Origin of the sequence: Novosphingobium sp. AAP83, from assembly GCF_001295795.1 — a bacterium.
Lineage (GTDB): Bacteria > Pseudomonadota > Alphaproteobacteria > Sphingomonadales > Sphingomonadaceae > Novosphingobium.
Genome location: NZ_LJHY01000001.1, coordinates 74,022 through 95,964, shown reverse-complemented (window position 1 = coordinate 95,964; position 21,943 = coordinate 74,022). Strand labels below are relative to the sequence as shown.

Genomic DNA, 21,943 nt, shown 5'->3' with positions numbered 1-21,943 from the left:
GGCGTGCGTGCCGCTTCGCCGCAATGGCAAACGGCACAACAGCTCACCCGGCAGGCGCAATCACCGTTGCATCTTCAAACCGCGCAAACAGGGCCGAGGCCAGCCGCGCCGCAACCGCGCCGTTGTTCAGCCCGTCATCGTCCTCGCGTGTCTGGGCTTCGGCATGACCCTCCCACAGCACGCGGCCCGAAGCCTTGTCGCGGATGCGCACGTCCATGCGCGTTGCCACAATCGCCTTGCGCGGTTTGGAAAGGTCCACGTTGAGCGCCATCGCGGTGTAATTGCCGCGATTGGAAACGCCCACTTCCATCGCGCCTGAAACGGGTTTGCGCTTCTCCTCTTCGGGCACCAGCACGTTATGCGTTATCCCGATCTGCGCAATCTGCCCGCCATCAGCGCCGCTCACCGCCGTATCATACCCCAGCTTGGCCAGTTGATCGACGACCGCCGCTTCATAGACCGGCAGCTTCCACTCCGCTTCGGCCCCTGATGTTGCCGCCACCGTAATCGCGCCTTTGCCCAGCACTTCGCCTGCATCGCTGGAACGGAAAGCCTCCACGGTGATTCGCTTGTCCGGCTGGCTGGCTTGCCTGCTATCAGGGCCACGCCAGCCTTGGCCCATCATCGGCCCGCTCCGGCCACCAAAAGGCTGAGCCTGTGTGATCGCTGGCACCGGCAACAGCAAGGCTGCGCATATAAGCAATTTCACGTTCATTCCGGTACATCCTTATAGGGACTTTGGCGCAGCAAGACGTTAAGCGCGGCCACGGACTGGCGATAGCCGCGCCGCGCTGTCACTGGTATGAATGCGTCGGCACGCGTAAAGCCGCCACAAATTTGGAGTAACACGTTGATGACCAAGGTTCCCGTTCTCGTCACAGGCGGCGCAGGCTATATCGGCAGCCACGCCGTGCTTGCCCTCCAGGACGCTGGCTGGCCGGTTTGCGTGATCGATAACCTTGTCACCGGTTTCCGCTTTGCCATTCCCGAAGGTGTGCCTTTTTATCAGGGCGATATCGAAGACGCTGCACTGGTTGCGCGGATCATCGCCGAACAGGGCGTGAAAGCAATCATGCATTTCGCCGGATCGGTCGTCGTGCCCGAATCGGTCGAAAATCCGCTCAAATATTATCACAACAACACCGTCAAAAGCCGCGCACTGATCGAATCAGCAGTGCAAGGCGGCGTGCCCCACTTCATCTTCTCGTCCACTGCCGCCACCTATGGCATGCCCGATGTGTCCCGCGTGGACGAGTCCTGCCCCCAGCGTCCGATCAATCCTTATGGCATGTCCAAACTCATGACCGAGGCGATGCTGGCCGACGTCTCCGCTGCCCACCCGCTCAACTTCTGCATACTGCGCTATTTCAACGTCGCAGGCGCTGATCCGCAAGGGCGCGTCGGCCAATCCACCGCTGGCGCCACGCATTTGATGAAGGTCGCAGTCGAAGCGGCACTGGGCAAACGCGAATCGGTTGGCGTGTTCGGCACCGATCTGGCCACGCCCGATGGCACCGGCGTGCGCGATTACATTCACGTCTCCGATCTTGCCGCCGCCCATGTCCTCGCGCTCGGAGCATTGGTGGCAGAGCCCGAACGCTCTCTTATCTTGAACTGCGGCTATGGTCGCGGGTTCTCGGTCCTCGAAGTGCTGGATGCTGTGGATCGCGTGACCAATCGCAAGATTGTGCGCCACATGCAGGGCCGCCGCGCCGGCGATCCCGAAGCGCTGATATCGGACAACCGCCTTATCAAGGCCACGCTGGACTGGGAACCAGCCTATGCCGATCTCGATACAATCGTCGCCCACGCCGTCGCGTGGGAGCGTAAACTCGGCGAAATTCTTGATAAAGGATAAGAGTCTTTTGCCGTTTGGTGCGGTGAAAGGTTGACTTGCGGCAATGCCCTCTTTAACGGCCACGCTTCAGTTTTCAGCCCGGTCAGCTTCGGGCAAAGGGATTCGACATGAAGATTCGCAACAGCCTGAAGTCGCTCAAAGACCGTCATCGCGATAACCGCGTGATCCGTCGCCGTGGCCGCGTCTATGTGATCAACAAGACCCAGAAGCGCTTCAAAGCGCGTCAGGGCTGATTTTATCAGTTTCGGTGCAGTCTCGCGACGGCGGGGCTGCATCGGAAACACGGCCAACGACAGATTTTGGCTTCTTTGCGAAGCGCATAGCCCCCGCCTAACAACGGGGGCGCTGTCGTTTGTAGGGCGCAAAAAAGATGATTGAAGCCGTCGTCTGGGACATTGGCCGCGTACTTGTCGAATGGGATTTGGGGCGAATCTATCGCGATGCCATCCCCGACGAATCGGAACGCCGCCGCTTCATAACCGATATCGTCTCCGAACACTGGCACATGCAGCACGATGTCGGCGTCCCCTTCGCGCAGATGGTCGCCTCCCGGCAGGCCGAATTCCCGCAATACGCCAGCCTGATCGCGCTCTACGCCACCCACTGGCTCGAAAGCATCCCCGGCCCCGTCGCAGGCACCCACGCACTGATCGAACGCCTGACGCAGAGCGCGGTGCCCCAGTATGCCATCACCAACTTCGGCACAGACGCATGGGCGCTATTCCGCCCCACCTTCCCGATCCTCGATCACATGCAGGACATTGTCGTTTCGGGCGTCGAGCGTCTGGTAAAGCCAGATGAGGCAATCTTCGAATTGGCCGCACAGCGCTTTGACCGCAACCCTGCCACCATGCTGTTCATAGATGATAGCGCCGCCAATGTGGCAACAGCCAGCCGCCTTGGCTGGCACACCTTTCACTTCACCGGCAACGCTCCCGCGCTTGAGGCGGAAATGGTGCGGCTAGGGTTGTTGCCTGAAGGCCGGAGCCAGTAAACCAGGGCAGGCTTCAGGGCCGCCCCACGCTGGAATAGGCAAAACCCGCCGCGCGCAATTCGCCAGGATCATAGACATTGCGCAGGTCCACCAGCACGGGCGCTTTGACGAGGCGCTTTACGCGGCTGAAATCGAGCGCGCGGAAGGCATCCCATTCGGTGACGAGCACCACCGCATCCGCGCCCTCGACCGCTTCATATGTGTTTGCCACCATGGTGACGCCGGGCATGATCGCAGCCGCGGCATCCATACCTTCGGGATCATAGGCGACCACCTCTGCGCCTGCATCTATCAGCGCCTGCACCACCGCGATCGATGGCGCATCGCGCATGTCATCGGTGTTGGGCTTGAACGTCAGCCCCAGCAGCGCCACGCGCTTGCCCCGCGCCTCGCCACCCAAGGCCTCGATCACCTTGCGGCCCATCGCGCGCTTGCGACTGTCGTTGACCTTGACCACGGCTTCGACCAACCGCACCGGACTATTATAATCCTCGGCGGTTTTCAGCAGCGCCAGCGTATCTTTGGGGAAGCATGAACCGCCATAGCCCGGCCCGGCGTGCAGGAACTTTGCGCCGATGCGCCCATCCAGCCCGATCCCGCGCGAAACGTCCTGCACATCGGCACCAACCTTTTCGCACAAATCGGCCATTTCATTGATGAACGTGATCTTGGTCGCCAGAAACGCGTTGGCGGCATATTTGATCAGCTCGCTACTACGGCGCGAGGTGAACAGGATCGGTGCCTTGTTCAGGAACAGCGGGCGATAGACCTCTTTCATCACCCCTTGCGCCCATTCTTCTTCGGCGCCGATCACGATGCGGTCAGGCCGCTTGAAATCGCCGATGGCCGCGCCTTCGCGCAGGAATTCAGGGTTTGATACGACAGCGAATTGTGCGCTGGTGCCGCTCTCGGCAATGATCCTCTCCACCTCGTCACCTGTGCCAACCGGCACGGTCGATTTGGTAACGATCACCACAGGATCGGTCAGATGCTCGCTCAATTCCTGTGCCACCGCATAGACATAGCTGAGATCGGCATGGCCATCGCCGCGCCGTGACGGCGTGCCCACCGCGATGAAAATGGCCTGCGCACCGGCAATCGATCCGGCAAGGTCGGTCGAAAATGTCAGCCGCCCGCCTTTGACGTTGCTGGCGACCAACTCGGCAAGCCCCGGCTCAAAGATCGGCATCACGCCCTGATCAAGGCTGGCGATCTTGCTGGCGTCCTTATCGATGCACACCACGTCGTGCCCGAAATCAGCAAAGCAGGCACCGGACACAAGCCCTACATACCCAGAACCAACCATCGCAATCTTCATGCGCTTATCACCACTTCGCTAAATTGGACGCGCTGCCCGGGCTTGCAGCCCTATGCACGATCACATTTGTTCGCACTAGCAGCATAGAGACTAATACCAATGCTGCAATTGCTGACAAGCCCAGCAATAACCTTCTGCAAAATGCAGGCGTTGAAGTTGCTACATAGTGCATGCGGCCATAAACAACAATTATGACAGTTTTTCCCAACGCGGCATGGCATCAATCGTTAGGCTGGCTTGATTCAGATCCCGCCATCACATCCTTGTGCATCTTATTGGAAAGAGAAGAGCGCAGCGGCAAAACGATTTACCCACCTCGCTCGCAGAGGTTGGCCGCGCTTGATCTGACCCCGCCCGAACATGTGCGCGTCGTTATTCTGGGGCAAGACCCCTATCACGGCCCGGGTCAGGCCCATGGCCTTGCGTTTTCAGTGCCATCGGGCGTGAAAGTGCCGCCCAGCCTTGTGAACATTTACAAGGAACTGGATAACGATCTGGGCATTGCGCGCGCAGACCACGGTGACCTCACGCATTGGGCGCAGCAAGGCGTACTGCTACTCAACAATGCGCTCACCGTCGAGGCAGGCAAAGCAGGCTCGCACCAGAAATACGGGTGGGAGCCGTTTACCGATGCGGTGATCGCTGCTGTGGCACAGCAGGATCGCCCTTCCGTGTTCATGCTGTGGGGCAGCCATGCGCAAAAGAAGGCAGCGCGCATTCCGGCGCTTGTGGCTGGCCCCCATCTTGTGCTGCAAGCGCCGCACCCCAGCCCGCTATCGGCCTATACCGGCTTTTTCGGATGCCGCCATTTCAGCCAAGCCAACGCCTTTCTCGAACGCCACGGGCGGGGCAGCATCGATTGGCGTCTGCCAAAGAAAAACCCCGCACAAGCGGGGCTTTTCGACTAGCGCCTGACCGCAGGAATCAGCCCGGGATCGATGCCGATGCGGCTTGCCCATCGCCCTCGGGCGCAGCAAGGATATCGCGCACAACCTGGCCCTTGGCCACGGTCTGCGTTTGCGGATCACCCACGGTGGAACGGATCGAGGCTGCTGCCGTACCGGCACGGTTGAGCGAATCGGTTTCAATCCCCGAACGCGCCGATGGGCCACCGAACAGTGCATCCAAAGCCTGACGGCCTGCATCTGTATCTTGCGGGCGCGGCGAGCCAGGGTTGGGCGGGGTCAGCGAAAAGTCTGGCGGCACCACCAGCGGGGCGGCGCGGGTCACGGCCATTTCATCCGGACGATCGCGGTTAAGCAGCGAATTGCCGCCGCCGCCACAAGCAGAAAGCACAGCCGATACTGAGACGACGAGGGCAAGGACGGCAACTTTACGCATCATGCATTCTCCGTGGCGCCATGGTCGCCGCTATCAAGGGGCTTTTCGCGCGATTTGAACGAGCGGGCAAGCAGTATCAGAACGCCGAACGTGATCGCCACATCGGCAAGGTTGAAAATCTGGAACGGACGCCATTCCCCGATATGCAGATCGGCATAGTCAATCACATAGCCAAACATCAGGCGATCATAGATATTGCCGATGGCCCCGCCCAGCACTAAGCCGAGGCCGAGGATATCGCCGCGCGCCGTTTCGCGCAGCATCCAGATGCATACACCCGTGGCGATCAGCGCGGTAACGCCGATTAGCCCGAACCGCATTTCCAGCGATGTGGCCGAAAACATCCCGAACGAGACGCCATAATTTTCAGCATAGCGCAGATCGAACATCGACAGCAGATCGATCAAGCCCACTTCGCGCAAGGTTAGCGGGCCGACCATCAGCGCTTTGACCGCACGGTCGATCACAAAAACCGCCAGCGCGAGACCCACGCCCTCGATGCGCAAACGCTTCAAACTCACGCCGCAGCACCTGCGTCAATTTCAGCGACAACTTCCTCGCACCGCCCGCACAGATCGCCATCATGCGAAACTTCGGGCAGCGAGCGCCAGCAGCGGCCACATTTATGGTCAGTCGTCCGGGTCACCTGAAGCGTATCGCTGTAGGATACTGGACCGGTGATGAACAGTTCAGCCAAAATGTCGACAGCCTGGGAAAATGGCCCGGAAACTTTGGCTTCGAGGCTGGATCCGACGACCTTTTCGCGGCGCAGCGGTTCAATCGCCTCGCTCACTTCGCGGCGCATCTCGCGCAGCGACGCCCACGAAACCAAGGGCTCGCCATCTTCGAACAGCCACAACTCGCCATCATCACCATCGCGCCCTGCCGAGGGCACTTTGGGCCATTCGAGCAGATGGACGCTGTCCGCTTCGGGATAGCGCGAGGCCCACACTTCTTCCGCAGTGAACACCAGCACCGGCGCGCCATAGCGCACCAGCGCGTGGAACATCGTATCAAGCACGGTGCGATAGGCACGGCGCTTCAAATCCGTCGGCGCATCGCAATAGAGGCTGTCTTTGCGGATATCGAAGAAGAAGGCCGAAAGGTCTTCGTTGCAGAACTCGGTCAGCGCACGGACATAAGTGTTGAAATCGAAGTCATCCACCGCCTGCCGCAATGTGCCATCCAGCCGCTTCAGCAAGCCCAGCATATAGCGCTCAAGCTCGGGCATTTCCGATACGGGCACGCGCTCGTCTTCCGAGAAGCCCTCAAGCGCGCCGAGCAGGTAGCGGTAAGTGTTGCGCAGCTTGCGGTACTGGTCGGCCACGCCGCCAAGGATTTCCTTGCCGATGCGGTGGTCTTCGGTGAAATCGACCGAGAGCGCCCAGAGCCGCAGGATATCCGCGCCATAATCGCGCATCAGATCGATCGGGCTGATCGTGTTGCCGAGCGACTTGGACATTTTCATGCCCTTCTGGTCCATCGTGAAGCCGTGCGTCAGCACCGCATCATAAGGCGCGCGGCCACGGGTGGCGCAGGATTCGAGCAACGAGGACTGGAACCAGCCGCGATGCTGGTCAGAGCCTTCGAGATAGAGATTGGCGGGCCATGACAGATCCGGCCAGCGCCCTGATTCCAGCACGAAAGCATGGGTGGAACCGGAATCGAACCACACGTCCAGAATGTCGGTGACGCGCTCAAAATCGTCGAGCTTGTAGGCATCGCCCAGATATTCCTGCGCGTGCTCCTCGTCCCACGCATCCACGCCGCCTGCCATGACAGCGGCGACGATGCGCGCGTTCACGTCCGGATCGTTCAGATACTGGCCGGTCTTGCGATCCACGAACAGCGTGATCGGCACACCCCATGCGCGCTGGCGCGAGAGCACCCAATCGGGCCGCCCTTCAACCATCGCACCAATGCGGTTGCGGCCCTTTTCGGGCACAAAGCGCGTGTCGGCGATGGCCTTGATCGCCTTTTCACGCAGCGTGGCCGCAGCCGCTCCGATGGAAAAGCCGGTGTTGCCTTCGGGCAGCACGTCATCGTCCTGCACCAGCATATGGCTCACGCCATCCAGTTCAGCGGTGGCCCCTGCCAGCAGCGCACCTTTGAACAGCGCCGCGATTTTGAACTTTACGCCCGCTTGCGCGCAATACGCCTCGGCATACGATTCGCGCACAACATGCAACTCATCGCCAACAGGAATCGCGATGTAATCAATGCTGCGGTGATAGCCGATGGTGCCCGCAGGCGCGCCATCCAGCACCAGCCGCGCGCCGACGGTATCGGCGTCTTCGGGCACATGGGTAAGCACAGGCAGAACCGTGCCACTGGAAGCCGCACCGGCCTTGTCCATCGGCACGAACCACTGCGGCGTGCAGCGATAGATCACCTTGGCCTTCGAACGCCACGAATGCGGGTAGGAATGCTTGTAATCGGCACTCGCCGCCAGCAACCCGCCCGCTTCGCGCAAGGCGGTGCAGATCGGGCCATCAGGTGCGTTGAACTTCGGATTGATGACCGAGCCTTGCCCGCCGAGCCATGCCCAGTCCTCGCGGTACTTGCCATCGTCCAGCACCGCGAACACGGGTTCGATGCCGTTCGCCTTGCACAGCGCAAAGTCGTCCTCACCATGATCGGGCGCCATGTGGACGAGGCCAGTGCCGCTTTCGGTGGTGACGAAATCGCCTGCGAGCAGGGGGCGCGGGCGTAGGAAAAATTCGGCGAGTGGTGAGTTCACATCAACACCACCGTCGCCCCGGACTTGATCCGGGGCTTGGCTTTCCCCTTCCGGCGCGGCGCTTGAAGAAGAGCCAAGCCCCGTGTCAAGCACGGGGCGACGGAAGAGTTTTGCCATCGGGTGCTGGCAGATGGTTCCGGCGAGGTCGGCGCCTTTTAAAGCATCAACATAGAAAGTGTCTGGAGCCACTCCGATTTCACGGGTTAGCTGTGGAATGACTCGATGCTCATTTCCATCAACTTCAATAACTGGGGCTAAGCTTTCTAGGCGGCGGCGAAAGTCGTCCTTGAGAGATGACGCAATTAGCACCTTCTTGCCATGTAATGGATATGCTGCTGCTAGTGCGTCAAAATGATCTGGATGCCCGCCAGCGACAATCTCATAAAGCTGATACTCAACCTCCGGCCCATAAGCCAAAGCCTGGTTCACCGGGATCGTCCAAGGCGTCGTCGTCCAGATCACCGCATAAGCACCAACCAGTTCCGCAATCGGCGACTCAACAATCTCGAACGCCACGTCGATCTGGGTCGAGACGATATCCTCGTACTCAACCTCGGCCTCGGCCAGCGCGGTCTTTTCAACCGGTGACCACATCACCGGCTTGGCCCCGCGATAGAGCTGGCCCGATTCCGCAAACTTCAAAAGTTCGCGCACGATGGTGCCCTCGGCCTGCGAATCCATCGTCAGGTAGGGGTTGTCCCAATCGCCATTGATGCCGAGGCGCTTCAATTGTTCGCGCTGCACATCGACCCATTTCTGAGCATAGGCGCGGCATTCGGCGCGGAATTCCTTTGGCGGAACCTCGTCCTTGTTCTTCTTTTTCTTGCGGTATTCTTCCTCAACCTTCCATTCGATGGGCAACCCGTGGCAGTCCCAACCGGGAACGTAAGGCGCATCTTTGCCGAGCAGGTTCTGCGTGCGGCAGACCATGTCTTTCAGGATATGGTTCAGCGCGTGGCCGATGTGCATATCGCCGTTCGCATAGGGCGGGCCATCATGCAGGATGAACTTTTCGCGGCCCTTCCGCGCCTCGCGCACCTTGCGGTAAATGTCTTCTGCCTGCCAGCGCGCCAGAATGCCCGGCTCCTTCTGGGGGAGCCCGGCTTTCATCGGGAAATCGGTCTTCGGCAGGAAGACAGTCGGGCGGAAATCGCGTGGTTCGGTCATAAGCCCCGCGCGTTAGAACAATCCGGCGCTTTGGGGAAGTGTTTGGCGCGTTGATCTTGGTTTGAAGAATAAGAGGTTCACGCAGAGACGCAGAGAAGAAGGAGAGACGCGGAGGGGAGCTTTGGGCGCAGCCGCTTTTCAATCTCAACCATAGCGATTTACGCAAGGTCCGATATTGCAGCGGCCTATCGGCCTAAGCCTGCTCCTCTGCGCCTCCCTTTTCTTCTCCGCGTCTCTGCGTGAACCCCTCTTAAACCGAACCCAACAACCGCCGCGCCTCGTCACAATCCCGCGCCATTTGCGCCACCAGCGCATCCAACCCGTCAAACTTCGCCTCGGGCCGCAGGAAATGGTGAAACGCGACTTCGATTTCCTGCCCGTACAAATCACCCGAAAAATCAAAGAAATGCGGCTCCAGCAATTCCTTGGGTGGATCAAACGTCGGGCGGATGCCGATGTTGGCCGCGCCCTTCAGCACGCGGCCATCTGGCAAACGCCCCGTCACCGCATAGATGCCATAGCGCGGGCGCAGATAGGCGCCGATATCGAGGTTGGCGGTGGGGAAGTTAATCGTGCGGCCCACTTTATCACCGTGCTGCACCGGCCCGCGCATCGCGAATGGCCGCGTGAGCAGGCGCGTGGCGGTTTCGCAATCGCCCGATTTCAGCGCATCGCGGATGCGGCTGGACGAGACGACCTCGCCCTCAAGCGTCACCGCGCTGACCGCTTTGGCACGCAGGCCAACGGTTGCGCCATGATCGACCAGCACTTGCGGATTGCCGCCGCGCCCCTTGCCGAACGTAAAATCATCGCCGGTAACCACGCCCACCGCGCCCAGATGGCCGACCAGTCCCTGTTCGATCCATTGCTGCGCCGTCATCCCCGCAACTGCTGCGTTAAACTGGATAACCAGCATCGCATCGGCCCCGGCAGCGGCAAACAGTTCCTGCCGCTGATCGAGCGTGGTCAGGCGGAAGGGCGCGGCATCAGGCGTGAAATGGCGCACGGGATGCGGATCAAACGTGGCGACAATCGCAGGGCGGCCCTCGGCCTTGGCCCAGCGGATCGCCTCGCCCACCACGGCCTGATGGCCCAGATGGAAGCCATCGAAATTGCCCAGCGCAACGATCCCGCCGCGCAAGTTTTCGGGCACCGGTTCAAGGCTGTGCAGGCGAATCATTGCGTGGCCTGCGTTGTTTTGATTGCGTTACGGTCCATCACGCCGCGTATGTCGTCGCACATATCGGCAACGTCAAGCCGGACACAGGTCATGTTTTAGGCTTATCGCGGACGAGTGTGACGAAGGCATGGGCGGGGCGATTGTCGATCGCATCATGTTCTTCACGCGCGGCCTCGCGCCATTCTGCCCCAAGCGGCGGCATCACGGTATCGCCTGCAAAGTCCCCATGGACCTCGGTCAATTCCACCCGCGCCGCCAGCGGCAGGAACAGGCGGTAAATCTCTGCACCGCCGACCACAGCCACTTCGCCGGAACCGGCAAGGGCCAGCGCCTCATCAACTCTCGCGGCCACCTCTGCGCCGTCTGCCGACCAGCCTGCATCACGCGTGAGCACGATGTGGCGACGGCCTGGCAGCAAACCGGGCAGGCTTTCGAAGGTTTTGCGGCCCATGATCATCGGCTTGTTCATGGTCAGCGCCTTGAACCGCTTGAGGTCGGCCGGAAGCCGCCAGGGCAGCGCATTGTCGCGCCCGATCACGCCGTTATCGGCGCGAGCATAGATCAGAAACAAGCCCTGCCTGACTCTGGGATGAACCGTCACAGCACCAGCCGGGTGACATGGCCCATCTTGCGCCCCGGACGGACGGCGGCCTTGCCATATAAGTGCAGATGGTTGGCGCTGTCTGAAAGGATGGCGGGCCAATCGTGCGCATCATCGCCGATTAGATTGTCCATCACTACGCCTTTGGCGGCCAGTTGGGTTGAGCCCAAGGGGAGCCCGCAAATGGCGCGGACGTGGTTTTCGAACTGGCTGGTAAGCGCACCCTCGATGCTCCAGTGCCCGGAATTGTGCACGCGCGGCGCCATTTCGTTGAACACCGGACCTTGTGCCGTGGCGAAGAATTCCAGCGTCAGCACGCCGACATAGTCCAGCGCATCGGCGACTTTGGCGGCCAGCGCCCGCGCTTCGTCCACCTGATCGAGGATCACTTGGGAGGCGGGCACGGTGGAACGATCAAGAATGCCGTTCTTGTGGACGTTTTCCGCCGAATCCCAGAACCGCACTTCGCCCGCAGCGGTGCGCACGAGGATGACCGAGAACTCCGCCGCGAAGTTGACGAAGCCTTCGTAAATCTGCGGCACACCGGCAAGATCGAGCGCATCGGCATCGGCGGGCGTCATGATCCGCCACTGGCCTTTGCCATCATAACCATCGCGGCGCGTCTTGAGGATACCGGGCGCGCCGATTTTGGCGACGGCAGCCTTCAGATCATCCAGCGAATCGACTTGCGCCCATGGTGCGGGCCTGCCGCCCAGCGCCTCGACAAAGGTCTTTTCGTTGACGCGGTCTTGCGCCACTTCGAGCGCGCGCGCTGGCGGGTGCAGGCGGGCGTGGGGCGCAATCGCGCCCAGTGGCCCTGCGGCGACGTTCTCGAATTCGTAGGTGACGACGGCGCACTGTTCGGCAAAGGCCGAGAGCGCGGCCTTATCGTCAAACGCGCCTTGGGTGAAGGCGGCGCAGACATCGGCGGCAATCGGATCGGCTTCGGGCGCGTAAACGTGGCAGCGATAGCCAAGATTGGCTGCGGCCAGTGCAATCATGCGGCCCAGTTGTCCGCCGCCCAGAATGCCGATGGTCTCGCCCGGAGCAATCATCCGACCGGCTTCTCCGCAACCGAATCGGTCTGCGCCGTGCGGAAGGCGATCAGCCGCTGCGCCAAAGCCTCGTCCGATGTGGCGAGGATCGAAGCGGCGAGAATTCCGGCGTTGGTTGCCCCCGGAACGCCGATGGCCAGCGTCGCCACGGGAATGCCGCCCGGCATCTGCACGATCGAAAGCAGCGAATCCATGCCCTTGAGTGCTTTGGATTCCACCGGCACACCCAGCACCGGCAGATGCGTCATCGATGCGACCATGCCCGGCAAATGCGCCGCGCCGCCTGCGCCTGCGATGACAACGCGGAAGCCTTCAAGGTGCGCGCCCTTGGCAAAAGCCACCAGCCGGTCTGGCGTGCGGTGGGCCGAAACGATGCGGCAATCATGCGCAACGCCCAGCTTTTCCAGCACAGCGGCGGCGTTCTTCATCGTTTCCCAGTCAGACTGGCTGCCCATAACAATTGCAACGGCTGGCTTGTGCATGATCCCCGCCCCTCAACAGCGTGCCTTAGCGCTCAACGCTCCGACAGGTAATAGCGTTCGATTTCAGCCAGATTGTCATCCAGTTCATAGATGATCGGCTGGCCGGTCGGGATTTCAAGGCCGGTGATGTCCTCGTCCGAAATGCCGGACAAATGCTTTACCAGCGCGCGCAAGCTGTTGCCGTGGGCCGAAACGATCACCGTTTCCCCCGCCTTCAGCGCAGGCGCAATCTTTTCTTCCCAGCACGGCAAAACGCGCGCGATGGTGTCCTTCAGGCTTTCGGTGGCGGGCACCGTGATCCCGGCATAGCGCGGATCTGAGGCCAGATCGAATTCGCTGCCTGCTTCCAGCGGCGGCGGCGGAATATCAAAGCTGCGGCGCCAGACCTTCACCTGATCATCGCCATGCTTGGCCGCGGTTTCCGCCTTGTCGAGGCCCGTAAGCCCGCCATAATGACGCTCGTTCAAACGCCAGTCCTTGTCTTCCTGCAACCACAACCGGCCTGCCGCCTCAAGCGCCAGATGCAGCGTCTTGATCGCGCGGCTTTGCAGCGATGTGAAGGCCAGCGTTGGCAGGATACCCTTGTCTTTTAGCAGCTTGCCCGCAGCAAAGGCTTCAGCCGCGCCCTTTTCGGTCACGTCAACATCCCACCAGCCGGTGAAGCGGTTTTCAAGGTTCCATTGCGATTGGCCGTGGCGGATCAAGATCAGGCGGGGCATCAAGGCTTCTCTATTACTGTGAAGATTTGAGCAGAGCCCTAGCGTTACGCTGCTGTTTTGGGAAGGCCACATTCCTGCGATTCGGCTTCGTTTTGTCCGTCATCGCCTAAAGCGCGGGCCTGTGCCTTGCGCCGCTTGAGATTTTCACGAAGCCGCGCGGCAAGTCGTTCCTCGCGGGTAACAGGGCGTTCCTCGCGGCCTAAAGGGGATTTGGTGTCAGTCATCGCCCTCTTTAGTGCCCGCCTTGGCGTTATCCTGCAAGTTCTGCCAAACCCGCTGCTTGACAAAGCATCCCCCCACCGTCATTAGCCCGCCCCTGCCCACCCCGTCCGTCCGCGGACAAACGGTCAGGCAGTTTTGGAAATGGTGTGCTGCTGTAGCTCAGTGGTAGAGCGCATCCTTGGTAAGGCTGAGGTCGGGAGTTCAATCCTCCCCAGCAGCACCATTTCCCCGAACCGGTACCTTACCCGGTGATGGCCGATCTCGAAAGCATAACATCATCCGCTCGGCCTAGCGGATGCATGCCCACAAGCAAAAATCCAGCTTCTCGATGCCAAGCGCGGTAAGCGAAATCCATGTTCGCCTGCGATCTGTGGTGTCAGGCTGGCGCACAAGGAGTTGGCGCTGTTCAAGCAAGGCAATCCACCGGACCAGCGTGGCTGTAGGAATATGCCCGTCCAGCCCGATCGCGGTAACATTAAGTTTGCGCCCTTCAGCCTCGGCTATGTAGAGTTCCAACAGGATTTCCCAACCGGTTTCATGAAACGGCAGGCCTTCAAAATGGGCTTCGCGCAACAGTCGCGTTTTGAATTGATGCCGGGCCTCGCCCAGAAGCTCGTCCTTTGTGGGCTCAAGCCTGATGTTTTCCGGCTCACCAGTGCTATTGGCCAACGCGTGCAGGGCACGTGCCAGTTCCAGAAGCTTTTCCCGCATATCCCCCTGACCTCATTTTTATAACTTTATAGGTCTAGGTTAAAAATGATTAATGAATTGGTCAACTTAGCCTGAAGGGCAGATCTAGGCCACTTCCGCCAGGCACCGTGCGGGGCTGGTTGCGCGCAAGGCTGCTACGCCCGCAAATCGGCCCATTCCGGGTTCCGGCGGAATGCGGCTTCGATATAACTGCACTGCGGCACGATCCTGAAACCCGTCTTGCGCGCATCGGCGATCAACGCTTCCGCCAGCTTGGCTGCCACGCCGCGCCCGCCGATTTCGGGCGGTACAATGGTGTGATCTGCGGTCACGACATCGCCCTGCTGGCTATAGGTCAACCGGCCGATCACATCGCTGCCCGCCACTTTCGCATGATATTCCCCGCGTGCGCCCTGATCAAAGTGGCTGATCGTTACCCCGAAGGTTCCCTGGGCCGCCTTTTCTGCCATAGTCTCCGCTCCTTGCTTGACCGGAAACGCACGCACAGACATTGCGGTTTCCAATGAAATTTTTTTCCGACAACACCGCCGCCGTCCATCCCCGCATCTGGGAGGCAATGCACGCCGCTGACAACCCCGATTCGGGGTATGATGGCGATGCCCTTTCGGCGCGGATGGATGATGCCTTCTCCGATCTGTTCGGGACGGAATGCGCCGCAATGTGGGTCGCCACCGGCACCGCTGCCAATTGTCTGGCGCTGGCCGCGATGGCGCAGCCCCACGGCGGCGTGGTGTGCCACCGCGAAGCGCATATCGAAATGGACGAAGGCGGCGCTCCGGGCTTTTACACGCACGGGGCCAAGCTCATGCTGGCCGACGGCGAGGGTGCCAAGCTGACGCCCGATGCCATCCGCGCGGTGATCGATCCGCTGCGCGATGGCGTGCATCAGGTGCAGCCCCACGCCATATCGATCACACAAGCCACCGAATATGGCCGGGTCTATACGCCGTCCGAAGTCGCCGCCATAGGCTCGCTCGCCCAAGGGCGCGGGCTGGGCTTGCATATGGACGGCGCGCGCTTTGCCAATGCGGTGGCGCATCTGGGCTGCCATCCGGCAGAATTGACCGCGCAGGCAGGCGTCGATGCGCTCAGCTTTGGCATGGTCAAGAATGGCGGGATGAACGCCGAGGCAATGGTGTTCTTCGATATGGAACTGGCCGATGTGGTCCGCTTTCGCCGCAAGCGTGCCGGGCATTTGCAATCGAAAGGCCGCTATCTGGCCGCGCAGATAGTGGCCATGATCGAGGGCGATCTGTGGCTGGACAATGCGCGCGCGGCCAATACCGCCGCGCAAGAACTGGCGCAAGCTTGCGGAACGCGGGTGTTCCATCCGGTTGAGGCGAACGAGATTTTCGTGATCCTTTCGCCCGCAGAACAAGCCACACTGCGCGCCCAAGGCTTTGATTTCTACGATTGGACAGCGCCCGCAGGGGCAGCAGGGGCCGTCCGCCTCGTCACCGCATGGAACAGCGACCCGGCGCATGTTGCCGCCCTCGCCCGCGCGATTGCCGCCTTATGAACTCACCGCCTGAACACGAACTACCCGGCACAGAGATACCGGGGCAGGCGCGCTTCTGGCAGTGGAACGTGGCCGGGCCATTCTTCATCGTTGCGCTGATCTGGGGATCGACGTGGCTGGTGATCAAAGACCAGATCGGCAGCGTTCCGCCAAGCTGGTCGGTGACTTGGCGATTTTCGGTCGCCGCCATGGGCATGGCTGCACTTGCGCTGGTCCGGGGCGAATCGCTGCGGATAAACGGGGCTGGCCTGCGGATTGCAACCTTGCTGGGTCTTACCCAGTTCGTGATGAACTTCCAGTTTGTCTATCGCGCCGAACAGCACCTGACGTCGGGCATCGTGGCGGTGCTGTTCGCGCTTTTGCTGGTGCCCAATGCCTTGCTTGGCTGGTTTTGGTTGAAACAACCGGTGACGCGCGGCTTCATGACCGGATCAAGCGTGGCGGGCGCGGGCATCGCGCTGCTGCTGATCCATGAATACCGCATGGCCCCGCCCGAAGGAAAAGTCCTCGTCGGCATCTTGTTGACTGTCGCTGCCTTGTTGAGCGCCTCGCTCGCCAATGTCTTGCAGGGCAGCAAAAGTGCGCGCAGCCAGCCGATGATCCCGTTGCTGTGCTGGGGAATGCTGTTTGGCGCGGCGATGGACGGCTTGTTTGCCTTTGCCGTGGAAGGACCACCGCAATTCGATACGCGGCCAAGCTATATGTTCGGTGTGCTCTATCTTGGCCTGATCGGTTCGGTAGTAACCTTCCCGCTCTATTTCAGGTTGTTGCAACGTCTTGGCACCGGGCGAGGAGCCTATAACGGGGTTCTGGTGCCGGTGATCGCGATGATCTTGTCGACCATATTCGAAGGCTATCGCTGGTCCGTTCTGGCAGCATCTGGGGCCGGTTTGGCGATGTTGGGGCTGGTGCTGGCACTCAATGCGCGCAAGCCTTCGCGGTAAGTCGGGAACGCGGGCTTCCACCCCAACACGCGCTTGGCCTTGCCATTCGCCACGCGCCGGTTTTCGGCATAAAACGCCAGCGCCATGGGTGAAAGGTTCGCCTCCTCCAGCGATTGCATCGGCGGCGGCGCAATGCCCAGCATACGCGCGGCTGCTTCGATCACCATGTTCTGGCTGCACGGCAGGTCATCGGCCAGATTATAGGCGCCCGAAGGCCCGGCAAATCCGGCCATCACGCCGCTGACGATATCTTCCACATGGACCCGGCTAAACACCTGATCGGGAATGGCAATACGGTGCGCGCGGCCCTCGGTCACACGGTCCAGCGCGCTGCGCCCCGGCCCGTAAATGCCGGGCAGACGGAACAAGCGCACCCGTGCATCCAGCGCCTGCCAAGCAAGGTCGGCATCGGCCCGCGCGGTGCGGCGGCCCCTTCCCACGGGCGTGCTTTCATCAACCCAGGCCCCGCCCGCATCGCCATAGACTCCGGTGGACGAAAGGTAGCCGATCCATTGCACCCCGCTGCTGGCAATATCCGCGCCATAAGCGTCAAGCACCGGCTCTGTGCCATCGCGCGCTGGCGGCACGGATGACAGCACATGCGTCGCTTCGGCAAGCGCGGCGCGCACCGCAGCACCATCGGCAAAGGCCAAATCCCCCACGCTGCCGGTGCCGCGCACCTGCCATCCAAGAGTTCGCAACCGTCCGGCCAGCACTTGTGCGGTGTAGCCCATTCCGAAAATCAGCATGCTATTCATACAAAGCACTATAACCGCGATTGCCGCATAGGCCATCGCTTCCTAAGTTGGGGGCATGAACGATCTGTCCAGCGCCCCCTTCGCCCCCCCATCCGTCATCCACCGTGCGGACTATCGCCCGCCCGAATGGCTGGTGCCCGAAATCGCGCTCGACTTTGCGCTGTCGCTCAATGCGACGGTCGTGAAATCGGTGCTGAAAGTGCGCAAAAACCCCGCTGGCACCGGCTCTCCCCACTTGCGCCTCAATGGCGAAGGTATTGAGGCAAAGGCCGTTTCCGTTGACGGTGTGGCCCACACCGCATGGAAGCTAGATGGCGATGATCTGGTGATCGATCTGCCCGGCGGCGCGCATGATGTGACAATCGAAACCGTAATCGATCCTGCCGCAAACACCCAGCTTTCCGGGCTATACGCCTCCAATGGCCTGCTCTGCACCCAGTGCGAGGCCGAGGGTTTCCGCCGCATCACCTTCTTCCCCGACCGGCCCGATGTGCTCTCGGTCTATTCGGTGCGGATGAGTGGCGAAAAGGCCGCGTTTCCGGTGCTCTTGTCGAACGGCAACCCCGTGGCGGCGGGTGATAACGGCGATGGCACGCATTGGGCGGAATGGCACGATCCGTGGCCCAAGCCTTCGTATCTGTTCGCCCTTGTGGCGGGCGATCTGGTGGCTTCGCGCGACCATTTCATAACAATGTCGGGCCGCAAGGTCAGCCTTGCGATCTATGTCCGCGCCGGTGATGAATCGCGTACGAGCCATGCCATGAACTCGCTGATCGCTTCGATGAAGTGGGACGAGGAGGTTTACGGCCGCGAATATGACCTTGATGATTTCAACATCGTGGCGGTCAGCGATTTCAACGCGGGCGCGATGGAGAACAAGGGGCTTAACGTCTTCAACACGCGCTATATTCTGGCTGATCCTGAAACCGCGACCGACGGCGATTACGACGCGGTTGAGGGTGTGGTCGCGCATGAATACTTCCACAACTGGTCGGGCAACCGTGTCACCTGCCGCGACTGGTTCCAGCTGAGCCTCAAGGAAGGCTTTACAGTCCTTCGCGATCAACAGTTTAGCGCGGATCGCGGCTCGCCTCCGGTGAAGCGGATCGAGGATGTGCGGATTTTGCGCGCGGCGCAGTTCCCCGAGGATTCCGGCCCGCTCGCCCATCCGATCCGCCCCGATTCCTATCAGGAAATCAGCAACTTCTATACCGCCACGGTCTATAACAAGGGCGCAGAAGTGATCCGCATGATGACCGTGATGACCGGCATGGAGCGGTTTCTGAAAGGCACCACGCTCTACTTTGACCGCCACGATGGCGAGGCGGCGACCTGCGAGAACTTTATCCAAGCCATTGAAGACGGAGCGGAAATTGATCTGGCGCAGTTCCGCCGCTGGTACGAACAGGCAGGCACACCCAAAGTGGGCGTAAAGGTGGCGTTTGCGGGCGGAACGGTGGCGCTGACGCTGTCCCAGACGATGAATCCCACCCCCGGCCAGCCGGTCAAGCAGCCCATGGTGATCCCGCTGCGCACCGCGCTGTTCGATCATGCTACAGGCCAGCATAACGGCGAGCAATTGCTGGTGCTGACCCAGCCCGAGGAGACCTTCACCTTCGAAGGCTTCACCGCGCCGCCGGTGCTGTCGATCAACCGTGGCTTCTCCGCACCGGTCGAGATCATCGCGCCGGTCAGCGCCGATGATCTGGTGTTCCTCGCCGCGCATGATGACGATCCCTTCGCGCGCTATGAGGCGATGCAGCAGTTGATCGTGCGCCATCTGGTGGCCGCGGTTTCGGGCGCGATGTCCGATGCCGAGCGCGCATCCGGGCGCGCGGCGATTGGCGATGCGATGGCGGCGATTCTCGATGACACCGCCCTTGATGATCTGATGCGCGGCGAATTGCTGATCCTGCCGGGCGAGGCCTACCTTGCCGAACAGCTGACCCGCGCTGATCCGACCCGCATCTTTGCCGAGCGTGAGGGGTTGAAGCGCTGGCTGGGTGAGACATTGCAGGACAAGTGGCTGGCCCTGCATGACCGGTGCAGCGCGGTGCCGTATAGCCTTGATGCCGCCGCGCGCGGCGCGCGCAAGCTGAAGACGCAGGCGCTAGTCTATCTCGCGCCCGCCAACCCTGCGCAAGCCGCGGCCCGCGCCAAGGCGCAATACGACACCGCCACCAACATGACCGACCGCCAATCCGCGCTGATGGTGCTGTGCAGCCTAGATTGTGCGCAGCGCGAAGCCGCGCTGGCCGATTTCCACGCGCGGTTCGATGGCAACATGCTGGTGATCGACAAGTGGTTCTCGCTTCAGGCCGGATCGCTGAACCCCAACGCCACAGAACACGTCAAGGCTTTGGCGAGCCACGCCGATTTCACCCTGACCAACCCCAACCGCGTGCGCGCGCTGTGGATGGCCTATGCGGTCAATGCGCAGGCGTTCCATAAGGAAGGCGGCGAAGGCTATCGCCTGATCGCCGACCTGATCCTCGCGCTTGATCCGATCAACGGCAACGTCGCCGCGCGCTTCGTGCCACCGCTCGGCCGCTGGAAGAAGGTGGACGAAGCCCGCGCCGCCTTGATGCGCGCAGAGCTCGAGCGGATTGCCGCTGCGCCCAACCTTTCGCGCGATGTGCGTGAGCAGGTGACCAAGAGCCTTGAAGGGTGAGCGTCGAGGCGCTGACCCATCCGCTGCTGGCAGGCGCGGCGCACGGCTTTCTGGGCCGGCGCGGCGGGGTGAGCACGGGCGAACTGGCGGGGCTGAACGTCAGCTATAGCGAGGATGACCCCGCGCTGACCGCGCAGAACCGCGCGCTGGCGGTGGCGGCGGTGCGCCCGGGCGGCACATTGCAGACCTGCTACCAGATCCATTCCGCCGATGTGGTAACGGTGGCTCAAGCCTGGGCGGATGCTGACCGCCCCAGGGCCGATGCACTGGTGACCGACCGCCCCGGCATTGTGCTGGGCGTGCTGACCGCCGATTGTGCGCCGGTGCTGTTCCACGATGCCACCGCAGGCGTTGTCGGCGCGGCCCATGCGGGGTGGAAGGGCGCGTTCACCGGCGTGTGCGAGGCGACGCTGGAGGCGATGGAAGCGCTGGGTGCCAGTCGCGCAAACATCGCCGCCGTCGTCGGGCCTTGCATCGCACAGAAAAGCTATGAAGTGGACGCCGTGTTCGAGGCGCGCTTCCTGGAACAAGCGCCAGAGAACGCGCGCTTCTTCCGCGCCGGACGCCAAGGCCACGCATGGTTCGATCTGGAAGGCTATGTCGCCTCGCACCTGCGCGATGCGGGCACCGGCAAAGTCGGCATGCTGGGCGAAGACACTTATGCGCAAGAGGCGCGGTTCTATTCGTTCCGCCGCGCCACGCACCGCGCCGAGGCGGGTTATGGGCGGCAAATTTCGCTGATCGGGCTTGCCGCCGGGTGACGCCGGTCCTCTATAGCTTCCGCCGCTGCCCATATGCGATGCGCGCGCGGCTGGCGCTGGCGATCAGCGGGACGACCTGCGCCTTGCGCGAGGTAAAGCTGGCCGCCAAACCCGCCGCCATGCTCGCCGCATCGCCCAAAGGCACGGTGCCGGTGCTGGTCCTGCCCGATGGAACGGTGATCGAACAAAGCCTTGAGGTGATGCACTGGGCGCTGGCGCAAAGTGATCCCGAAAGCTGGCTTGCCCGCAACGATCCCGCCCTGATCGCGCGCAATGACGGCGCATTCAAGCACGACCTTGACCGCTACAAATACCCCGACCGCCACGGCTCGGATGCGCTGGCCCACCGCGAAAACGGCCTTACCTTCCTGCGCGATCTTGAGGCCCGGCTGGCCGCCCATGGCCAATTGTGCGGGCCACAACGCGGGCTGGCCGACATGGCCGTCATGCCCTTCGTGCGCCAGTTCGCCAGCGTAGACGCCGCATGGTTCGCCAGTCTCGACTTGCCCCACGTGCAACGCTGGCTGGCGGGCCACGTGGAATCGGCGCTATTTGCGGCAGTCATGGAAAAGTTCACGCCCTGGACAGAAGGCGATGCGGTGGTCCGCTTTCCGGAATAGGCGCGCGTTTGGCGCAGGCATTGGCAAATCAGGTTCGCGCCGAGGCGCGGAGAAATTGTGCTTCTTGCTACGAGGACCGTTAAATCATGAATGCTCTGAATGGGGGTTTTCAAACTTGTCACTGGAATCCGGCACTGCAATCCTGGAACCCACACCAGACAAAAAGCGCCATTAATCGGTGTATTTGTCCTGCGTTTTTTGGGCTCCGGACTCGACTCTTTTGGCGGTTTATGTGGGTTAGGTGGTGTGCTCAGCATCCGGTGAAGCACGTCATCTTCCTGC

General features: G+C 61.4%; 23 protein-coding genes and 1 tRNA gene. 10 read left to right on the top strand and 14 right to left on the bottom strand.

Features of this window, described 5'->3' with window-relative positions:
* Nucleotides 1-43 precede the first annotated feature (43 nt).
* Nucleotides 44-715: a hypothetical protein gene (locus tag IP81_RS00465; protein ID WP_054105991.1), complete on the bottom strand. Its 672-nt coding sequence runs from the start codon at nt 713-715 to the stop codon at nt 44-46.
* Between the two features lie 138 nt (nt 716-853).
* Between IP81_RS00465 and galE the strand changes: the two genes are divergently transcribed.
* From galE to IP81_RS00450, 3 genes are all read left to right on the top strand, one after another.
* Nucleotides 854-1,858, top strand: a complete 1,005-nt coding sequence (gene galE, locus IP81_RS00460; RefSeq protein ID WP_054105990.1) for a UDP-glucose 4-epimerase GalE — start codon at nt 854-856, stop codon at nt 1,856-1,858.
* Between the two features lie 107 nt (nt 1,859-1,965).
* Nucleotides 1,966-2,091, top strand: coding sequence for a type B 50S ribosomal protein L36 (gene ykgO, locus IP81_RS00455; RefSeq protein ID WP_011446910.1), 126 nt, complete (start codon nt 1,966-1,968; stop codon nt 2,089-2,091).
* Between the two features lie 137 nt (nt 2,092-2,228).
* Complete coding sequence (locus IP81_RS00450) at nt 2,229-2,852, top strand: HAD family hydrolase (RefSeq protein WP_054105989.1); 624 nt, start codon at nt 2,229-2,231, stop codon at nt 2,850-2,852.
* A 13-nt stretch (nt 2,853-2,865) separates the two neighbouring features.
* Here the strand turns inward: IP81_RS00450 and IP81_RS00445 are convergent, their stop codons facing one another.
* Nucleotides 2,866-4,170 carry a UDP-glucose/GDP-mannose dehydrogenase family protein gene (locus IP81_RS00445; protein WP_054105988.1) on the bottom strand — a complete coding sequence of 435 codons (1,305 nt, stop codon included), beginning with the start codon at nt 4,168-4,170 and terminating at the stop codon, nt 2,866-2,868.
* A 191-nt stretch (nt 4,171-4,361) separates the two neighbouring features.
* On the opposite strand from IP81_RS00445, the gene ung reads away from it, so the two are divergent.
* Entirely contained in the window at nt 4,362-5,078 is a 717-nt protein-coding gene (gene ung, locus IP81_RS00440) for a uracil-DNA glycosylase (protein WP_054105987.1), read from the top strand.
* Between the two features lie 16 nt (nt 5,079-5,094).
* Here the strand turns inward: ung and IP81_RS00435 are convergent, their stop codons facing one another.
* The 9 genes from IP81_RS00435 to IP81_RS00390 all read right to left on the bottom strand — a co-directional run bounded on the left by IP81_RS00435 (nt 5,095) and on the right by IP81_RS00390 (nt 13,679).
* Nucleotides 5,095-5,511 (bottom strand): DUF3035 domain-containing protein, encoded by a 417-nt coding sequence (locus IP81_RS00435; RefSeq protein ID WP_054106082.1) that lies wholly within the window; start codon nt 5,509-5,511, stop codon nt 5,095-5,097.
* Nucleotides 5,511-6,032 (bottom strand): signal peptidase II, encoded by a 522-nt coding sequence (gene lspA / locus IP81_RS00430; protein WP_231626183.1) that lies wholly within the window; start codon nt 6,030-6,032, stop codon nt 5,511-5,513. The genes IP81_RS00435 and lspA overlap by 1 nt, the downstream gene beginning before the upstream one ends.
* Nucleotides 6,029-9,418, bottom strand: a complete 3,390-nt coding sequence (locus tag IP81_RS19480; RefSeq protein ID WP_082355840.1) for an isoleucine--tRNA ligase — start codon at nt 9,416-9,418, stop codon at nt 6,029-6,031. Before IP81_RS19480 ends, lspA begins: the two co-directional genes overlap by 4 nt.
* Before the next feature lie 250 nt (nt 9,419-9,668).
* Entirely contained in the window at nt 9,669-10,598 is a 930-nt protein-coding gene (locus IP81_RS00415; protein ID WP_157573015.1) for a bifunctional riboflavin kinase/FAD synthetase, read from the bottom strand.
* Between the two features lie 88 nt (nt 10,599-10,686).
* Complete coding sequence (locus tag IP81_RS00410; protein WP_231626182.1) at nt 10,687-11,169, bottom strand: dihydrofolate reductase; 483 nt, start codon at nt 11,167-11,169, stop codon at nt 10,687-10,689.
* Nucleotides 11,170-11,195: 26 nt separating this feature from the next.
* Nucleotides 11,196-12,254, bottom strand: coding sequence for a 5-(carboxyamino)imidazole ribonucleotide synthase (locus IP81_RS00405; RefSeq protein WP_054105984.1), 1,059 nt, complete (start codon nt 12,252-12,254; stop codon nt 11,196-11,198).
* Nucleotides 12,251-12,736: a 5-(carboxyamino)imidazole ribonucleotide mutase gene (gene purE / locus IP81_RS00400; protein WP_054105983.1), complete on the bottom strand. Its 486-nt coding sequence runs from the start codon at nt 12,734-12,736 to the stop codon at nt 12,251-12,253. The genes IP81_RS00405 and purE overlap by 4 nt, the downstream gene beginning before the upstream one ends.
* A gap of 32 nt (nt 12,737-12,768) precedes the next feature.
* Nucleotides 12,769-13,455 carry a 2,3-diphosphoglycerate-dependent phosphoglycerate mutase gene (gene gpmA, locus IP81_RS00395; RefSeq protein WP_054105982.1) on the bottom strand — a complete coding sequence of 229 codons (687 nt, stop codon included), beginning with the start codon at nt 13,453-13,455 and terminating at the stop codon, nt 12,769-12,771.
* Between the two features lie 44 nt (nt 13,456-13,499).
* The gene (locus tag IP81_RS00390) at nt 13,500-13,679 is read right to left on the bottom strand and encodes a hypothetical protein (RefSeq protein WP_054105981.1); all 180 of its coding nucleotides are present in this window, start codon (nt 13,677-13,679) and stop codon (nt 13,500-13,502) included.
* 146 nt (nt 13,680-13,825) lie between these two features.
* Here IP81_RS00390 and IP81_RS00385 point away from each other — a divergent pair.
* Nucleotides 13,826-13,900 (top strand) — tRNA-Thr (locus IP81_RS00385).
* 65 nt (nt 13,901-13,965) lie between these two features.
* Here the strand turns inward: IP81_RS00385 and IP81_RS00380 are convergent.
* The gene (locus tag IP81_RS00380) at nt 13,966-14,388 is read right to left on the bottom strand and encodes a MarR family transcriptional regulator (RefSeq protein ID WP_054105980.1); all 423 of its coding nucleotides are present in this window, start codon (nt 14,386-14,388) and stop codon (nt 13,966-13,968) included.
* A 134-nt stretch (nt 14,389-14,522) separates the two neighbouring features.
* Complete coding sequence (locus IP81_RS00375; protein WP_054106080.1) at nt 14,523-14,837, bottom strand: GNAT family N-acetyltransferase; 315 nt, start codon at nt 14,835-14,837, stop codon at nt 14,523-14,525.
* Nucleotides 14,838-14,890: 53 nt separating this feature from the next.
* Between IP81_RS00375 and IP81_RS00370 the strand changes: the two genes are divergently transcribed.
* Both IP81_RS00370 and IP81_RS00365 read left to right on the top strand, forming a co-directional pair.
* Nucleotides 14,891-15,907: a low specificity L-threonine aldolase gene (locus IP81_RS00370; protein ID WP_054105979.1), complete on the top strand. Its 1,017-nt coding sequence runs from the start codon at nt 14,891-14,893 to the stop codon at nt 15,905-15,907.
* Nucleotides 15,904-16,851: a DMT family transporter gene (locus IP81_RS00365; RefSeq protein ID WP_082355838.1), complete on the top strand. Its 948-nt coding sequence runs from the start codon at nt 15,904-15,906 to the stop codon at nt 16,849-16,851. Before IP81_RS00370 ends, IP81_RS00365 begins: the two co-directional genes overlap by 4 nt.
* Here the strand turns inward: IP81_RS00365 and IP81_RS00360 are convergent.
* Nucleotides 16,761-17,609, bottom strand: coding sequence for an epimerase (locus IP81_RS00360; RefSeq protein WP_054106078.1), 849 nt, complete (start codon nt 17,607-17,609; stop codon nt 16,761-16,763). The two genes, IP81_RS00365 and IP81_RS00360, sit on opposite strands and share 91 nt — an antisense overlap.
* A gap of 55 nt (nt 17,610-17,664) precedes the next feature.
* Between IP81_RS00360 and pepN the strand changes: the two genes are divergently transcribed.
* Genes pepN through IP81_RS00345 form a run of 3 tightly spaced genes read left to right on the top strand, consistent with a single transcriptional unit; the run spans nt 17,665 to nt 21,661 of the window.
* Nucleotides 17,665-20,280, top strand: coding sequence for an aminopeptidase N (gene pepN, locus IP81_RS00355; RefSeq protein ID WP_054105978.1), 2,616 nt, complete (start codon nt 17,665-17,667; stop codon nt 20,278-20,280).
* Nucleotides 20,277-21,041 (top strand): peptidoglycan editing factor PgeF, encoded by a 765-nt coding sequence (gene pgeF / locus IP81_RS00350; RefSeq protein WP_054105977.1) that lies wholly within the window; start codon nt 20,277-20,279, stop codon nt 21,039-21,041. The genes pepN and pgeF overlap by 4 nt, the downstream gene beginning before the upstream one ends.
* Complete coding sequence (locus IP81_RS00345) at nt 21,038-21,661, top strand: glutathione S-transferase (protein WP_255352406.1); 624 nt, start codon at nt 21,038-21,040, stop codon at nt 21,659-21,661. Before pgeF ends, IP81_RS00345 begins: the two co-directional genes overlap by 4 nt.
* Nucleotides 21,662-21,943 lie beyond the last annotated feature (282 nt).

What these genes read in the sequence shown, in the direction of transcription:
- purE (WP_054105983.1), bottom strand. Translation starts at nt 12,736, where the DNA reads ATGCACAAGCCAGCCGTTGCAATTGTTATGGGCAGCCAGTCTGACTGG.
- ykgO (WP_011446910.1), top strand. Translation starts at nt 1,966, where the DNA reads ATGAAGATTCGCAACAGCCTGAAGTCGCTCAAAGACCGTCATCGCGAT.
- IP81_RS00360 (WP_054106078.1), bottom strand. Translation starts at nt 17,609, where the DNA reads ATGAATAGCATGCTGATTTTCGGAATGGGCTACACCGCACAAGTGCTG.
- IP81_RS00380 (WP_054105980.1), bottom strand. Translation starts at nt 14,388, where the DNA reads ATGCGGGAAAAGCTTCTGGAACTGGCACGTGCCCTGCACGCGTTGGCC.
- ung (WP_054105987.1), top strand. Translation starts at nt 4,362, where the DNA reads ATGACAGTTTTTCCCAACGCGGCATGGCATCAATCGTTAGGCTGGCTT.
- IP81_RS00450 (WP_054105989.1), top strand. Translation starts at nt 2,229, where the DNA reads ATGATTGAAGCCGTCGTCTGGGACATTGGCCGCGTACTTGTCGAATGG.
- IP81_RS00435 (WP_054106082.1), bottom strand. Translation starts at nt 5,511, where the DNA reads ATGCGTAAAGTTGCCGTCCTTGCCCTCGTCGTCTCAGTATCGGCTGTG.
- IP81_RS00445 (WP_054105988.1), bottom strand. Translation starts at nt 4,170, where the DNA reads ATGAAGATTGCGATGGTTGGTTCTGGGTATGTAGGGCTTGTGTCCGGT.
- IP81_RS00465 (WP_054105991.1), bottom strand. Translation starts at nt 715, where the DNA reads ATGAACGTGAAATTGCTTATATGCGCAGCCTTGCTGTTGCCGGTGCCA.
- IP81_RS00365 (WP_082355838.1), top strand. Translation starts at nt 15,904, where the DNA reads ATGAACTCACCGCCTGAACACGAACTACCCGGCACAGAGATACCGGGG.
- galE (WP_054105990.1), top strand. Translation starts at nt 854, where the DNA reads ATGACCAAGGTTCCCGTTCTCGTCACAGGCGGCGCAGGCTATATCGGC.
- IP81_RS00415 (WP_157573015.1), bottom strand. Translation starts at nt 10,598, where the DNA reads ATGATTCGCCTGCACAGCCTTGAACCGGTGCCCGAAAACTTGCGCGGC.
- pepN (WP_054105978.1), top strand. Translation starts at nt 17,665, where the DNA reads ATGAACGATCTGTCCAGCGCCCCCTTCGCCCCCCCATCCGTCATCCAC.
- IP81_RS00375 (WP_054106080.1), bottom strand. Translation starts at nt 14,837, where the DNA reads ATGGCAGAAAAGGCGGCCCAGGGAACCTTCGGGGTAACGATCAGCCAC.
- IP81_RS00390 (WP_054105981.1), bottom strand. Translation starts at nt 13,679, where the DNA reads ATGACTGACACCAAATCCCCTTTAGGCCGCGAGGAACGCCCTGTTACC.
- IP81_RS19480 (WP_082355840.1), bottom strand. Translation starts at nt 9,418, where the DNA reads ATGACCGAACCACGCGATTTCCGCCCGACTGTCTTCCTGCCGAAGACC.
- IP81_RS00405 (WP_054105984.1), bottom strand. Translation starts at nt 12,254, where the DNA reads ATGATTGCTCCGGGCGAGACCATCGGCATTCTGGGCGGCGGACAACTG.
- gpmA (WP_054105982.1), bottom strand. Translation starts at nt 13,455, where the DNA reads ATGCCCCGCCTGATCTTGATCCGCCACGGCCAATCGCAATGGAACCTT.
- IP81_RS00370 (WP_054105979.1), top strand. Translation starts at nt 14,891, where the DNA reads ATGAAATTTTTTTCCGACAACACCGCCGCCGTCCATCCCCGCATCTGG.